The sequence below is a fragment of the Nocardia yamanashiensis NBRC 100130 genome (assembly GCF_001613325.1).
Lineage (GTDB): Bacteria > Actinomycetota > Actinomycetes > Mycobacteriales > Mycobacteriaceae > Nocardia > Nocardia yamanashiensis.
Genome location: NZ_BDCD01000023.1, coordinates 86,635 through 101,823 on the forward strand (window position 1 = coordinate 86,635; position 15,189 = coordinate 101,823).

The following is a 15,189-nucleotide window of genomic DNA, read 5'->3' on the forward strand; positions in this document are numbered from 1 at the left end:
CCGTATAGGAACACGTTCTATTTTGGGGGTGGAATCCCGTCCACCGGTGCCCGGCGCGGAGGTACGGTGAATACCGATCGAGGATGTGCCGACACCCTCGTCTCGATCTGGAGTAGCACCACGCGATGGGCATCGAAGCCATTGACCCGCAGTCGATCCGCAATGTCACGCTCGCCGGCGACCCGGCCGGGATCGCCCCGCTGGCGCACCGGCTGCGCGGGCGCGCCGACCGGACCGGTGCCATCCGCCACACCACGGACCGGATCGAGCACACCATCCGCATCGCCGAACTGCCCGGCCAGCTCCCGGCCGCCGCACTGGAACGCGCCGTCCGGGTGGCCGAAGGACTGATCATGGTGGTGGACGCCGCCGGTCCCGGCAGCGCGCGCCTGGAAACCCTGCTGCACGTCGCCGACGACCATCAGGTGGCGCGGCTGTGCCTGGTCACCGGACTCGACCGGCCCACAGCCGATTTCGACCGCTGCGTGGCCACCGTCGCCGCCGCCCGCGGCGCGACCGCCCTGCCGCTGCACTCCCCGATCGATCCCGGGCCCGCCTTCGACGGCGTCATCGACCTGATCCCGCTGGGCACCCTGGCCGCACCGGCCGCCGAATTCTACGGTCCGCATTGGCATCTCGCGCAGCGCCGGTACCGCGACCTGGTCGGCGCCGTACTGGATCAGCGCACCGCCGCCGGTCCGCCGGAACTCGAGCCCGAACGCCTGCGGCAGCGCATCCGCCGGCTCACCCGCATCGGCGATATCGTGCCCATCCTGTGCGCTCCGGCACCCGGCGCCGATCTCGGCCCGCTGCTCGACGCCATCGTCCGGTACCTGCCCTCGCCGCTGGACGTCTGCCAACCCGAACACGCGCTCGACTATTGATAACATCGGGTCGGTCGTCACGGTCCAGCAACCGGCCGGGCGGCCTTTGTGTTGCGCTTCGCGCAATGTAGCGAGGAGAGCCCGAGCGTTGACGCGCAACGACAATCGTGGTGCCCGTGCCGCCTGAATCCCGAAATCCGGCGCACAGCCAGCTGTTTCCGGCCGCGGCGATACCCGCCGACGTGCTGCTGATCGAAGACGACGCCGCCGACGCGCTGCTCGTCGAGGCCCTGGTCGAGGACGGTCCGGCGGGCATCCGCCTGCGCTGGGTGTCCTCACTGGAGGAAGCCGCCCACCGGCTGCGCGAGCGCCGGCCGGACTGCGTCCTGCTGGACCTGAACCTGCCCGACGCGCACGGCATGCAGGCGCTGGCCCGGGTCCGCGCCGCCACCGACGCGGCGATCGTGGTGCTCACCGGCCTGGACGAAACCCTGGCCGGAGCGGACGCCATGGCCGCGGGCGCACAGGACTACCTGGTCAAAGGCCAGGTCACCCCGGACCTGCTGGGCCGCGCGGTGCGCTACGCCATCCAGCGCAAACAAGCCGAACGCACCAGCGCCGCGCTGCAGGCCAGTCAATTGCGGGCCGCGGAGAACGCGCGCCTGGAACGCGGCCTGCTGCCGACGCCCCTGCTGCGGCCGGACAGTCCGGTCGAGGCGGTCCCCCGCTATCTGCCCGGGCGCGCCCACGCCCTGCTCGGCGGCGATTTCTACGATGTGGTGGAGGTCGCGGACGGGCTGGTGCACGCCGTGGTCGGCGATGTCTCGGGGCACGGACCGGAGGCCGCGGCCATCGGCGTGGCGCTGCGATTGGCCTGGCGCACACTGGTTCTCGGCGGCATCACCGGTGCGCGGCAGCTGCGGATCATGGAGGAGGTGCTGCTCGCGGAGCGCTCCGATCGCAGCACCTTCGCCACCGCGACCATGCTCACCCTCGCGCCGGGCGAGCGCAGCGCCCGGATGTGGCGGGCCGGGCACCCCGGTGTCCTGCTGCGCCGTGGCGCCGAATGGGATTGGGCCGAGGTCGCGGGCGGGCCCGCCCTGGGTTTCCGGCCGGGCCGCGCGCACTGGCCCGACACCACCCTCGCCCTGCCCGGCGACGCCGCGCTGGCGGTGTTCACCGACGGGCTGTTCGAGGGCCGGGCCGGCGCGGACGGCGATCGGCTCGGCGAGGACGGCCTGCTGGCGCTGGCGCGCACCCTCGGCGCCGACCACCCGCATCGCTTCCTCGACCGGCTCATCACCCGGGTCGAGGAACTGGCCGCCGCCGCGGGCGGGCTGGACGACGACCTGGCCATTCTGTACCTGCACTGGAAGGCGGAATCGTGAGCGCGGCAACGCGAACGGCATCGCACCCGCTCAGCGGGCTGACCACGCGCGCCTGGTTCCGGGTGATCCTGGGCTCGGTCTCACTGCTGATGGTCGTCGGCGCGTTCGTCGGCGCGCGGGTCATCGCCACCACCGCCGCCGCGACCGACCGGCTGATCGGGCAATCACTCCCGGCGCAGCGGGCGGCGCTGGAACTCCAGACCGCCCTGCGCGATCAGGAGACCGGTATCCGCGGCTTCGCCCTCACCGGCGACCGGCAGTTCCTGCAGCCCTACGAGTCCGGCCTGACCGCCGAGCAGCAGTCGCTGGACCGGCTCCGAAAAGTGCTGGGAGACGGCAACACCCGGTCCTCCGGCGATGCCGACGCGATCGAACGGGCCGCCGCGCAATGGCGCGCCGCCGCCGCCGAACCGCTGCTCGCCGTCCCGAATCCCACCCGGGCCCAGGGTGATTCGGTCACCGACGCCGGTAAGCTGCGCTTCGACGAGCTGCGCGCGCTGTTCACCACCCAGAACGAGCATCTGACCGACGCGGTCCGATCCGACACCGACCATCTCCATCACGCCCGCAAGGTCCGCGACAGCGTGCTGATCGGCTTCCTGCTCGCGTTCCTGGCCACGGCGGCCGTGCTCATGGTCGTGGTGCGCCGGCTCGTCGACCGGCCGCTGCGCGACCTCACCGACTCCTCGCGGCGGGTGGCCGCGGGCGATTTCGGCCATCCCATCCAGGTGCGCGGCCCGGCCGACGTCCGGGCGGTCGCGGCGGCGGTGGAGGACATGCGCCGCCATATCGTCGCCGAACTGGACGCCTCGCGCGAGCAGGGGACGCTGCTGCACGAGCAGAAGCTGATCCTCGACGCCCAGACCGTCGAATTGCGGCGCTCCAACGCCGAACTCGAACAGTTCGCCTATGTGGCCTCGCACGATCTGCAGGAGCCGCTGCGCAAGATCGCCTCGTTCTGCCAGCTGCTGGAGAAGCGCTATTCCGGGCAATTGGACGATCGGGCCACCCAGTACATCGCCTACGCGGTGGACGGCGCCAAACGCATGCAGGTGCTGATCAACGATCTGCTCACCTTCTCGCGGGTGGGCCGCATGGGGGACGGCAGCGAGCCGGTGGAGCTCGGGCAGACGCTGGATCGGGCGCTGGCCAATCTGTCCGGCGCGATCGAGGACAGCGGGGCCGTCGTCACCCGGCCGCCCGAGCTGCCGCGGCTGGTCGGGCAGCCGGTGCTGCTGACCATGGTGTGGCAGAACCTGATCGGCAATGCCGTCAAATTCCGCGCGCCCGGCCGCACCCCGGAAATCGTGATCGAATGCGAGCCCGCCGCGAACGGCTGGCGATTCTCGGTGCGTGACAATGGAATCGGCATCGAACCCGAATTCGCCGAGAAAGTGTTCGTCATCTTCCAGCGCCTGCACAATCGCACCGAATACGACGGCACCGGAATCGGTTTGGCCCTGACGAAGAAGATCGTCGAACAGCACGGCGGGGAAATCCGGATCGACACCGAATTCAGCGGTGGCACCCGGGTCGAATTCACCCTGATCGGCATACCCACGACCGACCATGCGGCCGCCGGCCGCGACGACGAAGGAGTTCAGCCATGACGGTATCGGGCCGGCCGGTCGACATCCTGCTGATCGAGGACGATCCGGCGGACGAATTGATGACCCGGGAAGCGTTCGAGGACAACAAGATAGGCAATACCCTGCACGTCTGCCACGACGGCCAGGAAGCGCTGGACTTCCTGTACCGGCAGGGCGTCTACGCCGACGCCTGCCGGCCCGATCTCATCCTGCTGGACCTGAACCTGCCCAAATACGACGGGCGCGAGGTGCTGGCCCGGATCAAGGCCGATCCGGACCTGGCGGCGATCCCGGTGGTGGTGCTCACCACGTCCGCCGCCGAGGAGGACATTCTGCGCAGCTACCAGCTGCACGCCAACGCCTACGTCACCAAACCCGTCGAACTGGATCAGTTCGTGCAGGCCATCAAGCAGATCGACGAGTTCTTCGTGCAGATCGTGCGGCTGCCCTCGAATCCCTGAGGCTCACGCCGGTTCCGCGGCCAGCGCCGCGTCGGTGGAATCGAACAGATCCAGCGCCTGGTCCAGGCCGGTCACCTCGATCGGCCGGCGCGCCTGCCGCGAAGCCACCACGCGCAACCGCCGCGGCTCGGCCTGCTCCACCGCGGCCAGCAGCATGCTCAGGCCCACCGAGCCCATGAAGTGCACCCCGGACAGGTCGACGACCGTCTCCGCCTGCTCCGCCGCCGCCGCGTCGAGCGCGGTCCGCAGCAGGTCCGCGGAATTGATATCGATCTCACCCACCGCGGTCACCACCACCGCATCGCCGATCCGGCCCTGCGAAACGGTCAGTAGACGCGAGCTCTCGCTGTCGGTCACGCTCACTCCCTCCACGAAGTCACCGCGAAACGGTACCGAACGCGCCCGCGCACCGTGCGCGGACGCGACAGCCGGGCGGCCGGCCCGGCGCTCACCGGCGACCACCGCGACGCCCGCACCGGCTGAATCGGACCGTCAACGGATATCCGTCGGATCCGGCGTCGTAGCCCGCGTGGTCGATCTCGATCGCGTCGGTGAGGCTGCTCAGCAGATGCCTGCCGAAGTCGTTGAGCTCGAAGGCATCCCGCAATGTCACCACCGACATCGTGACATCCGCACGGTCCGGGCCGTAGCCGAATTCACAGTCGATGCGCCGGTCCGGCGTAGTCGACAGGATCATGGCGGTGATCACCTCGTCCAGCGCGACCCGCACATCGGTCACCACGTCGATACCGAAATCGGCGGTCAGCAGCACGGTTTCGGCGATGGACCGCAACAACGGCAACTGCCGGACGTCCGCGGGGATCCAGACCCCGACCCGATCGGCATCGCGCCGCGGCGCCGCCCCGCTGCCGGTCATCTCCCGCTCCCTCGCCCGCAGCGGCCGCACGCCCGGCGTCCGGCCGTCGGCGACCACGGTATCGTCGCGCGTTCCGCGCATCCTGCCACCTCGCTTCCCACCCCGGTAAATGATCGTCACGCCGCGTACACCCGCTCGTCCTCCAGCGCTCGCTCGCGGATATCGGCCAGCAGCCGGGCGAGCAGCCGGGACACGTGCATCTGGGAGACGCCGAGCGCCCGGGCGATCTCGGACTGGGTCTTGTTCTCCCCGTACCGCATCACCAGCAGGCTGCGTTCGCGTTCGCTCAGCGACGCCAGCAGCGGACCGGCGGTGACGCTGTCCTCGATCAGCGCGTAACCCGGATCCTCGGCGGCGATGCGATCCAGCGGCGAGAGGGTGCCCTCGCCCTCCCCGCCCGAAGTCGCGGGCGCGTCGATGGAGTCGGTGGTGTAGCAGTTCCCGGCGATGATCGCCTGGGTGACCTCGAACAGATCGACCTCCAGATGCGCGGCCAGTTCACGCGCGGTCGGCTGGTGTCCGAGCCGCTGGGCCAGCTCCGGAATCACCGAGGTCAGCCGCTGCTGGATCTCCTTGATGCGCCGCGGCACCCGCACCGCCCAGGTGCTGTCCCGGAAGTACCGCTTGACCTCGCCCGTGATCGTCGGGATCGCGTAGGACAGGAAGCTGGCGCCATTGTCCGGGTCGAAGCGGTCGACGGACAGCACCACGCCGACCGCCGCGATCTGCGCCAGATCATCGACCTCGACGCCGCGGCCGGCATAGCGGCGCGCGATGTGCTCGCCGAGCGGCAGGCAGCGGCGGATGATCTCCTCCCGCAGCCGGGCGTGCTCCTCACCCTCGCGTGGCAGGGCGGCCAGCTGCCGCAGCCACGGTTCGATGTTGTCGTACGAGTCACCGGCGCCCTCGCCGTCGACCGTTCGTCCCGACCGATCCGCGTGTTCACCTGACATTGCGCTACCTCACTGTGGTTCCGGGGGTTCCGTTGCCGTAATGGCCTCGTACCCGCACCGGCACGTCCGAAACACGTTCGCCGCGATCGGTTTCGATCTTCGATGCCGGGGCATTGCCGGACCGATGTCAGGAGGAGGTCGGAAGCGATGAACACATGCGATGTCTCGACGTGGGGGAGACCGCAGGTCATGATCGATTGATGGCCGTCCCCCCGTCTGCGCCCGAGGTGCCTCGCCCATGACCGCTGCGACCGCTCCTTTCCGGCATCCCGCGCTGTTCTATCGCGATGCGGACGAGTACCTGGCGGGCACCGTGGAGTTCATCAGGACGGGCCTGCGCCGGGGCGAACCGGTGGCCGTGGCCGTGCCGACCTGGAACCTGGAACTGCTGCGCGATGCGCTGGGGACCCAGGCCGGCGCGGTGCGCTTGCTGGACATGACCGTCGAGGGCCGCAATCCCGGCCGGATCATTCCCGGGGTGCTGCGCGCCTTCGCCGACCGGCATCGCACGCGGCGGGTTCGCATCATCGGCGAGCCCATCTGGGCGGGCCGGTCGGCACTGGAGTATCCGGCGTGCGCGCAGCACGAGGCGCTGATCAACGCGGCCTTCGCCGGGCGCGAGGCGACGATCCTGTGCCCGTACGACCTCACCCATCTGCCCCCGCACATGATCGCGGACGCGTATGCGACCCATCCGGTGCTCATCGACCGCGGTGCCGAGACCCGCAGCGCCGCCTACGATCCCGAACACGTCGTCGCCGCCTACAACCGGCCGCTGCCCGAACCGCCCGCCGGGGCGCTGTGCCTGGAATTCGATGCGGCCGACCTGGCCCGGGTCCGGCACGCCGCGGTCGATTTCGCCGGGCGCAGCGGCATGGGCGAGCCCCACGTGGACGATCTGGAACTGATCGTCGGCGAAGCCACCGCCAATTCGGTGGTGCACGGGGGCGGCGGCAGCGGGACGCTGGCGTTGTGGACCGAGGACGACCGGCTGTGCTGCCGGATCAGCGACGGCGGGCACATCACCGATCCGCTCGCGGGCCGGGTGCCCGCGCCCGCCCGCACCGCCGGCGGCCGCGGACTGCTGCTGATCAACCAGCTCGCCGATCTGGTGCGGATACACACCGGGCCGGGCGGCACCACGCTGCTGGTGCAGCTGGCCCTCGATTGATTCCGCGCGGCGCCGGCGGCTTTTCCAAGTGCGCCTTTACGAATTCTCTACGGGTTCATGGCGATAACCTGTGACAGACGGTACATAAGGAAACCGGAAATCACAGTCGAAGTTTCCCGAATTGTGTTCTACGTTCGGGTTCTGCACCGAGTTCAATGTCGATCGGTCGCATTCATGCCAACAATTCCGAATGCTCCGGAGGACTCGGTATGTCCAGCAATTCGAATTCGGTTACCACCGTGGCTGTTTCACCACGGCTCGGCGTCGGCGCGCTGCGCGGCCTGCCGCGCGAGGTCACCCGGCCCCCGTTCACCCCCGGCATTCTGGAGACCGGCATCGTGCACCTGGGCTGCGGGGCCTTCCACCGCGCCCATCAGGCGCTGATCACCCAGCACGCCATGACCGCCACCGGCGACCGGCGGTGGGGCATCGCCTCGGTCGCCATGTCCCGGCCCGATGTGGTCGGGGCCCTGCGCGCGCAGGAGAACCTGTACACCACCGTGCTGCGCGATGAGGGCGCAGTGCGGGCGGAAGTGGTGGGCGCGATCACCGCGGCGGTGCACGCGCCCTCGGATCGGATCGGCGTGGTGCGCCGGGTCGCCGATCCGCGGGTGCGCATCGTCACGCTGACCGTCACCACCGGCGGGTATTGCCTCGCGCCCGCCACCGGGCGGCTGGATTCGGGCAGCGATCCGGTGCGGCACGATCTGCGCTGCGCGGCCAAGCCGTGCACGGCGATCGGCATGCTGGTGGGCGGGCTGGCGGCGGTGCGCCGGCGCGGCGGGCGGCCGCCGGTGGTGATCAGCTGCGACAACCTGACCGCCAACGGGCGTCAATTGCGCAGTGCGGTCCTGGATTTCGCCGCGCTGCGGGATGATCGGCTGGCGGACTGGATCGGGCGCAATGTGCAATTCCCGTGCAGTGTGGTCGATCGGATCGTGGCCTCGGGCGCGGACGCGACCGCCGGCGCCCGGCTCGGCGTGGACGACCGGGCGCAGGTCTCCGCCGAACCGTTCATGACCTGGACCATCGAGAACTTCGACGGCGAACGCCCGCGCTGGGACTTGGCCGGGGCGGAATACGTCACCGACGTCACCGCCCACGAACTGGCGAAACTGCGCCTGCTCAACGGAACCCACATGCTGCTGGCCTACCTGGGCGCGCTCGCCGGCCACCCCACCATCGCCGAAGCGGCCGCCGATCCCGCCCTGAGCGCCCTCGCCCGCCAATTCATGCTCCACGAACAAGGCCCCACCCTCGCCCTCCCCGAACTCCAATTGCACCGCACCGTAACCGATCTGCTGCGCCGCTTCCGCAATCCCGCCATCCGCCACGAAATGACCCGGGTCGGCCGCAACGGCTCGGACAAGATGCACCCCCGCGTCACCGCCGCCATGCGCGAGAACCTTGCGAAGGGCCGCCCCACCCCCGCCGCCGCACTCCTGATCGCGGCCTGGATCCGCTGGTTCGACCTGCACGGAACCCCCGGCGGCGCAATCGAGCTCATCGATTCCCGGGCCGCCGAACTGGCCCCGCTGGCCGCCATCCCCGACCCGCACCGCCGCGCCCGCGCCTTCCTCGCCCGCACCGACATCTTCGGAACCCTGCCGCACCTCAACCGCGCCCAGCGCGAAGTAGGCGACGCCCTGGCCGAACTCATCCACGACGATATCGCCGCCGTGATCGCCAGACGCCTACGACCCGACCTCGGGAAGGTAGCGTGAGCCCGGCCATGAGCACCGAATCCCCCTTCGAAAAGCCCATCCGCGCAGTCGTTTTCGACATGGACGGCCTACTCCTCGACTCCGAGCGCCTGGCCGTCGAATCCCTGACACTGTCCGGCGCCCACCTCGGCTACCAACTCTCCGAACGTTTCTGCCACAGCCTCATCGGCATGCCCGCCGACACCTGCCGAGCCCTCACCACCACCGCCTTCGGCCCCGACTTCCCCCTCGACGACTTCTTCCACACCCACGAAACCACCATCACCCGCCTGGTCGACGAAGGCCGGCTCACCACCAAACCCGGCGTCCCCGAACTCCTGGACGAACTCGACCGCCGCGCCATCCCCCGCGCCATCGCCACCTCCTCCGCCCGCCCCCGCACCCACCACCACCTCCACGCCACCGGCCTCGCCCACCGCTTCGACGCCATCATCACCCGCCAAGACGTGCTCCACGGCAAACCCCACCCCGAGCCCTACCTGACCGCCACCGCAGCCCTCGCCACCACCCCGGAACACACACTGGCCTGCGAGGATTCACCCAACGGCCTACGCGCCGCCCACGCCGCAGGCCTGCGCTGCCTGCTCATCCCCGACCTGATCCCCGCCAACGCCGAGACCACCGGCCTCGCCCACCGCGTCTATCCCGACCTGCTGCACGCCATCGACTACCTGGCCGAGGTCAACGACGGTGTGCGTCACCCACCTGTGCTGTGGTGAGTCATCGCCGGCCCGGGTGACCGGGCGACCACCACGGCGTCACCGCCCCGCTGTTTCGCCCGGTACATCGCATCGTCTGCGACGCAGATGATTTCGCGCAGCGGACACCGCTCGCCGCCCGTCTCCGCCGCCGTCAGCCCTTCCGCGACCGCGAGCCCGATGCTCGCCGTCACCGTGACCGCACCGATCGGCTCGGCGATCGCGCGGCGCAGCCGCTGCGCGGTGTCGAAGGCCGCCTCGACCGGCGTCCGGACCACCAGCGCGAATTCCTCACCGCCGAAACGGGACACCACGCTCCCGGCCGGCGCACCCGCACGCAGCCGATCGGCCGTCCGCATCAATACCTCGTCACCGAACGAATGCCCGTACGTGTCATTGACGGCCTTGAACCGATCGAGATCCACCATCAACACACAGACCGGTACGGGCGTGGCCCGCGCGAACACCTCCGCCGCGTAATAGTCGAGCCCCCGGCGACTCAGCAGGTTCGTCAACGGATCCGACAGCATCGCCCCACGCAGCGCGCCGTACCCGAAATGCAAACCCGGCGGCACCACCACCGCCGCGCCCATCCCCAAAATCATGATCACCGCCGACCGCACGTCCCCACCCCCGAACAGCGGCACCGCCAGCGCCACCGCCGACCCGAGCGCCCACAATGTATGCACCGCAAGCACTTTCGGCGTATGAAACGCACTGACATAAACCCCCACCACCAACAGCAGCATCATCCCCACCGACCGCACCGCATACCCCGGGCTCAGTACGCAAACCGCCGTAATGCACACATCCGCAACCCCCGCCAGCACCAACGACTCCCGCTCCCCCGGCCACGGCAGCACCCACCACCGCACCGCCCAAACCACCCCCACCACCACCAGCCCCCACAACGCGATCCGCCCACCCACCCCATGCGGCAATTCCGGCGAAAACACCGTCAACACCGCGATAACCGGCGCCACGAGCCCACACAACCCGATCGCGTTCTTCACCACCCCCAACGCCGACCGCGCCGCGATCGCACCCACCACCCACCGATAGTCCACATCCTCGAACCACCAGTCCCGCAGCATCCGCAGATCAACCCGCATGCACCACCCCTGGGCACCGAAGGAACCTACCTACCGCCTGACCACGCCGTTCACCCCGCCCGGCGCGCTAACGAAGTCTATTCCGGCCGCAATACCCTCCCCACCTGATATGTGCGACACATCACATATTCGGGGCTCCGGGACCCACTGGAATCCGGAAACGCCGGGCATTCGCGGCATTCCACACCCCACCCGCTGGGACAGAAGTGGAGTAGTGCGCTACGCACGACTCCCGGCCGATCCAGGCGCACCGTGACGAGATAGTCAACTCTCCGGAAGGATCGGCCATGACCGAACACACCGCCCGCATCGTGGTGAAGCTGCGTGCGGACGCCCCGCCACCCTCGCGGGGCTCACGCCTCAACGACCTGCGGCTCGAGAAATACTTCGATCCGCGCGTGCTGGCGCCGCTCCCGCCCGGGCACGGTGGTCCCGAGCGTCCACTGGATCGCTACCGCCGCATCGACGTGCGCGACCGCGACACCGCCTTGGCATTGGCCGAGGAGCTCGCCGCCGACCCGGCCGTCGAGACCGCCTATGTCGAGGGCGGCCCGACACCGCCGCCCGTGCATCCCGCCGACGATCCGCGCAATGCCGCACAGCATTACCTCGATGCCGCACCGGTCGGCATCGACGCGCGTTGGGCATGGCAGCAATCCATCACCGGTGCGGGCGTGGCCTGTGTCGATTTGGAACAGGGGTGGACGCTGAACCATGAGGATCTCGCGGCCGCGAACATTTCCCTGCTGTCCGGAGTCAACACCGCCTACCACGGGCACGGAACGGCGGTGCTGGGCGAGCTCGGCGCGGTGGACAACACCATCGGCGGCGTCGGAATCGCGCCGCATGCAACGTTTTCGGTGGTTTCGCAGTATCGAGCCGGGGGTGCCTACAGCACCGCCGAGGCCATTGTGAGCGTCTCCAATGTGCTGGCGGCCGGCAGCGTACTGCTCCTGGAAGCCCAGACCGTCTACTCCACCAGTGGCAGCAGTTACGTCCCGGTCGAGGTGGAAGAGGCTGTGTTCGACGCGATTCGGGCCGCTTGCGACAAGGGCCTGGTGGTCGTGGAGGCGGCCGGTAACGGCTCCTACGATCTGGACACATTCACCGACACCAAGGGCAAGACCGTATTGAAGCGCGGCAGCGCCGACTTCAAGGATTCCGGCGCGATCATGGTCGGCGCCGCGAGTTCCGCTGTACCGCACCGGCGTCTGGGGTTCTCCAACTTCGGCAGCCGCGTGGACTGCTTCGGCTGGGGTGAAAACATCGATACCACGGGCGACGGCTGGATGAGCCGCCGCACCGACGACTACACCACCGACTTCGGCGGCACCTCGGGCGCGTCACCGATCGTGGCGGGCGCGGCCGTACTCATCCAGTCCTCGACCAATATTCGAGCCGACTCCGAATACATGCGCACCCTCCTGACCAGCTGGGGCACCGCCAGCGCCGACCCCACGACAGACCGCATCGGAGTAATGCCCGACGTACGCCGCACCATCCAGGGCCTGCACAACCACCTGCTCCGCCCCGAAATCCATGCGGCCCTGGAGTTCATCCTCTTCGGCATCATCAACGACGCCCCCGGCGTAGTCCTCGGCCCCGACGGCCCCCGCCCGGTAGACCCCGGCTGGGGCGCCCGATGGATCACCGTGAACACCCACCTCCGCAGGCAGCTCCTCACCGACCTCACACAGCAATTGGAGGCCTTGCCGCAACTGCACAGGTAGATGGCCAATCCACTGGCCGAAACATGCTCCGGTCGAATAGATTTCGTATCCATAGACCACACAACCAAGGGCGGTTGGACAACGGATGTCGATCTCGGCGCGCCAACTTCACGCAATAGTGCAGAGCCTCCCTGCGCGACAGCCGATCACCGATGCCTTCGAACAGAATCGGGCCCCATCGAGATGGCCGAGTCAACGCGACCATCTCTTGGGATGGCTAGCCGAGTACAACGGCCCCGGCTACTACGGCCGTAAGACCCCCGGTCGGGATGCCCGTTTCTTCTACAACCACTTCAAGTGCGCACCCGGGTTACTGTGGCTGGCGGAAGCACTGGGCGAAGAACCGGTTCGCCTGCGGGAAGCCGTAGCCCGTGTCGAAGCAGCCGGAGGAAATCTCGCCAGCCAATGCGGCGCGCTCCGCACCGCCATACCTTGGGCACGAATCGAGGAGCTACTAGCCGCACAACCGATCGGTGCCCGTCGGGGTCTACTCAACCGGACCACCCAGGCGTTGGCTCGTCATAGGCCAGGGCGCCTTCGACGAACAATTTAGCTACCGCCGCTGCCCGAGTTCTGCCCCACGAATCGGCCCGTGGGGCAAAGAAAACCGGCAGGCACCTGTCGGTACCTGCCGGTTGAAGGGTGGGCGCAGAGGGGATCGAACCCCCGACCGCTGGTGTGTAAAACCAGTGCTCTACCGCTGAGCTATACGCCCGGATAGTCCCGGGTGGACCCGGGGCCGGTGTTGCGGGCCGGCCGAAACCGGGGCAACGGGTTATGAATCTAGTGTGGCGAGGGCTTTTTCCCAAGCTGCCTGGTCACGGGGCTCGCCAGGGCCGTTCATTTCGGCGAAGCGGATGATTCCGTCCTTGTCGATGACGAAGGTGCCGCGGTTGGGGTAGCCGGATTTTTCGTTGAAGACGCCGTATTGCTGGGCTACTGCGCCGTGGGGCCAGAAGTCGGAGAGGAGGGGGAAGGTGTAGCCCTGTTCGGCTGCCCAGATCTTGTGGGTGGGCGGGGGGCCTACGGAGATGGCGAGGATTTCGGCGTTGTCGTTCTGGAACTTGGGGAGTTCGTCGCGGACCTTGCAGAGTTCGCCTTGGCAGATGCCGGTGAAGGCCAGGGGGTAGAAGACCAGGAGGACGTTCTTCTTGTCACGGAAGGACGAGAGGGTTACTTCCTGGTTGTTCTGGTCCTTCAGCGTGAAGTCCGGGGCGGGCGTGCCGACCTCGAGTGGCATGCGGTGAACCTCCATCCTGTGCGGGCGAGCCGGTACACACCGGGACGCCGAGCGAGGCGACTCGCTCGGCGGGGTGCGTCGGCTAGAACCTTAGTTAAGGGAAGGGTCAGCGCTGCTTCGAGGGCGTCTTGGGTTGCACCAGGCGGCTGCCGGACCAATCGCCGAGCGAGATCGACGAGGTTTGGGTCAGGCCGGCCGGGGAAGCCGATTCGGCGATTTCAGCAGGATCCACGTGGCCGGAATGGCCGGTTTTCGGGGTCAGGACCCAGACGATGCCGTCATCGGCCAAGGGGGTGATGACGTTGAGGAGCTCGTCGACCAAGTCGCCGTCACCATCCCGCCACCAGAGAAGTACCACGTCGACGACCTCATCGGTGTCCTCGTCGAGCAGCTCGGAGCCGATGGCTTCCTCGATCGCTGCCCGCAGGTCGTCGTCGGTATCCTCGTCCCAGCCCAGTTCCTGAACCACCAACCCGTGTGAGATCCCGAGCTTCTGAGCGTAGTTCTGCGCGTCCGCCGCGGCGACCACGGTGGTGTCCTCCTCAACTCCCGACAGTAGGTACTCGCAAGCGAACATGGTAAACGGCCGTAGCGCAAGCCGATCGGCCGAATTCGCGGTGGAAATGTCGTAACGGTGTCGGGCGGCGCAGCCGGGAAAACTCGATTCGAGGCCCGTGACCTGCACGGAAAACCCGGACAAGTCGGGCGCGAGAGAAACCGCGAGCGGAACTCTCGAGAACACGCCGGTGACGACCGGGTGAAGCGGAACTAGGCCGGACAGGCGCTGCGGGCCGCGTTCAGCGCATCGTTCACCTTGCGGCTGGCGTCGTTGAGCGGACCCACCAGCGAGGTGGCGGTGGTCTTGCGCACCTCGGCCGCCAGCGCCCGCGCCGCCGTCACATAGTCGGTCAGCTTCTGCGAGATGTCCGCCGGCAGATCCGAACCCGAGGCGTTCACCCCGGTCTCCACCGTGCGCGCGGCGTCCTCGAGCGCATTGGCGGCGGTATCGCGTTTGGTGGATTGGTCGGCCGCGTTCGCGTCGTGCGCGTCCACGAAGTCGTTGTAGCGATCTACAGCCGTGCCCGTCGTCTTGCGGAACGGCGTGCAATTGTCCGAAATCGCCTTGGCCTTCGCGGCCGCCGCCTTCGACGAGGTAGCGGCCGCCGAGGACGAGGCGGCCTCGGCTTTGTACGAGGTGGCCTGCACCTGGTTCGGGGTGGCGGTACCCTCGACCGTGTTGGCGCAACCGGCTAGAACGAGGCCGAATCCGACCGCCGCAGCCGCACACGCCAACCCGAACTTTCGCGGGTTCAGCTTCATCGTCCTCCCCGTTCCGCCACTGGCCGGTTCCCTGGAGAACCGTATCGGATTCCGAGCTGACATGATGACCTGGGACGCACTCTCGACAAGGATGTGAGATGC

15 protein-coding genes and 1 tRNA gene are annotated in these 15,189 nt (G+C 68.5%); 8 read left to right on the forward strand and 8 right to left on the reverse strand.

The window, feature by feature from the left end:
* The first annotated feature begins 125 nt into the window (after positions 1–125).
* From NY1_RS27190 to NY1_RS27205, 4 genes are all read left to right on the forward strand, one after another.
* Positions 126–884: a GTP-binding protein gene (locus NY1_RS27190; protein ID WP_067719281.1), complete on the forward strand. Its 759-nt coding sequence runs from the start codon at positions 126–128 to the stop codon at positions 882–884.
* A gap of 110 nt (positions 885–994) precedes the next feature.
* The gene (locus NY1_RS27195; protein ID WP_084535408.1) at positions 995–2,212 is read left to right on the forward strand and encodes a PP2C family protein-serine/threonine phosphatase; all 1,218 of its coding nucleotides are present in this window, start codon (positions 995–997) and stop codon (positions 2,210–2,212) included.
* Positions 2,209–3,822 (forward strand): sensor histidine kinase, encoded by a 1,614-nt coding sequence (locus NY1_RS27200; protein WP_369690452.1) that lies wholly within the window; start codon positions 2,209–2,211, stop codon positions 3,820–3,822. Before NY1_RS27195 ends, NY1_RS27200 begins: the two co-directional genes overlap by 4 nt.
* Positions 3,819–4,262, forward strand: coding sequence for a response regulator (locus NY1_RS27205; protein ID WP_067719284.1), 444 nt, complete (start codon positions 3,819–3,821; stop codon positions 4,260–4,262). The genes NY1_RS27200 and NY1_RS27205 overlap by 4 nt, the downstream gene beginning before the upstream one ends.
* A gap of 3 nt (positions 4,263–4,265) precedes the next feature.
* On the opposite strand, the gene NY1_RS27210 is transcribed toward NY1_RS27205, so the two are convergent.
* The 3 genes from NY1_RS27210 to NY1_RS27220 all read right to left on the reverse strand — a co-directional run bounded on the left by NY1_RS27210 (position 4,266) and on the right by NY1_RS27220 (position 6,092).
* Entirely contained in the window at positions 4,266–4,619 is a 354-nt protein-coding gene (locus NY1_RS27210) for an STAS domain-containing protein (RefSeq protein ID WP_233434504.1), read from the reverse strand.
* Positions 4,620–4,710: 91 nt separating this feature from the next.
* Positions 4,711–5,220, reverse strand: coding sequence for an ATP-binding protein (locus tag NY1_RS27215; protein ID WP_084535379.1), 510 nt, complete (start codon positions 5,218–5,220; stop codon positions 4,711–4,713).
* A 35-nt stretch (positions 5,221–5,255) separates the two neighbouring features.
* Positions 5,256–6,092, reverse strand: coding sequence for a SigB/SigF/SigG family RNA polymerase sigma factor (locus NY1_RS27220; protein ID WP_067719287.1), 837 nt, complete (start codon positions 6,090–6,092; stop codon positions 5,256–5,258).
* A gap of 238 nt (positions 6,093–6,330) precedes the next feature.
* On the opposite strand from NY1_RS27220, the gene NY1_RS27225 reads away from it, so the two are divergent.
* The 3 genes from NY1_RS27225 to NY1_RS27235 all read left to right on the forward strand — a co-directional run bounded on the left by NY1_RS27225 (position 6,331) and on the right by NY1_RS27235 (position 9,706).
* Positions 6,331–7,263, forward strand: a complete 933-nt coding sequence (locus NY1_RS27225; protein WP_067719290.1) for a sensor histidine kinase — start codon at positions 6,331–6,333, stop codon at positions 7,261–7,263.
* Between the two features lie 209 nt (positions 7,264–7,472).
* Positions 7,473–8,987 (forward strand): mannitol dehydrogenase family protein, encoded by a 1,515-nt coding sequence (locus NY1_RS27230; protein ID WP_169815400.1) that lies wholly within the window; start codon positions 7,473–7,475, stop codon positions 8,985–8,987.
* An 8-nt stretch (positions 8,988–8,995) separates the two neighbouring features.
* The gene (locus NY1_RS27235; protein ID WP_067719293.1) at positions 8,996–9,706 is read left to right on the forward strand and encodes an HAD family hydrolase; all 711 of its coding nucleotides are present in this window, start codon (positions 8,996–8,998) and stop codon (positions 9,704–9,706) included.
* Here NY1_RS27235 and NY1_RS45175 read toward each other — a convergent pair.
* Positions 9,685–10,797, reverse strand: a complete 1,113-nt coding sequence (locus NY1_RS45175) for a GGDEF domain-containing protein (protein WP_067719296.1) — start codon at positions 10,795–10,797, stop codon at positions 9,685–9,687. The genes NY1_RS27235 and NY1_RS45175 overlap by 22 nt on opposite strands.
* A gap of 287 nt (positions 10,798–11,084) precedes the next feature.
* Here NY1_RS45175 and NY1_RS27245 point away from each other — a divergent pair, with 287 nt between their 5' ends.
* On the forward strand, positions 11,085–12,527 hold the full coding sequence (locus tag NY1_RS27245) for a S8 family peptidase (protein WP_067719299.1): 1,443 nt from the start codon (positions 11,085–11,087) through the stop codon (positions 12,525–12,527).
* A gap of 643 nt (positions 12,528–13,170) precedes the next feature.
* Here NY1_RS27245 and NY1_RS27250 read toward each other — a convergent pair.
* From NY1_RS27250 to NY1_RS27265, 4 genes are all read right to left on the reverse strand, one after another.
* Positions 13,171–13,242 (reverse strand) — tRNA-Val (locus NY1_RS27250).
* 60 nt (positions 13,243–13,302) lie between these two features.
* Positions 13,303–13,767: a peroxiredoxin gene (locus NY1_RS27255; RefSeq protein ID WP_067719301.1), complete on the reverse strand. Its 465-nt coding sequence runs from the start codon at positions 13,765–13,767 to the stop codon at positions 13,303–13,305.
* A 106-nt stretch (positions 13,768–13,873) separates the two neighbouring features.
* The gene (locus NY1_RS27260) at positions 13,874–14,296 is read right to left on the reverse strand and encodes a DUF3052 domain-containing protein (protein WP_067719616.1); all 423 of its coding nucleotides are present in this window, start codon (positions 14,294–14,296) and stop codon (positions 13,874–13,876) included.
* 239 nt (positions 14,297–14,535) lie between these two features.
* On the reverse strand, positions 14,536–15,087 hold the full coding sequence (locus NY1_RS27265) for an Rv2240c family protein (RefSeq protein WP_067719304.1): 552 nt from the start codon (positions 15,085–15,087) through the stop codon (positions 14,536–14,538).
* Positions 15,088–15,189: the final 102 nt, after the last annotated feature.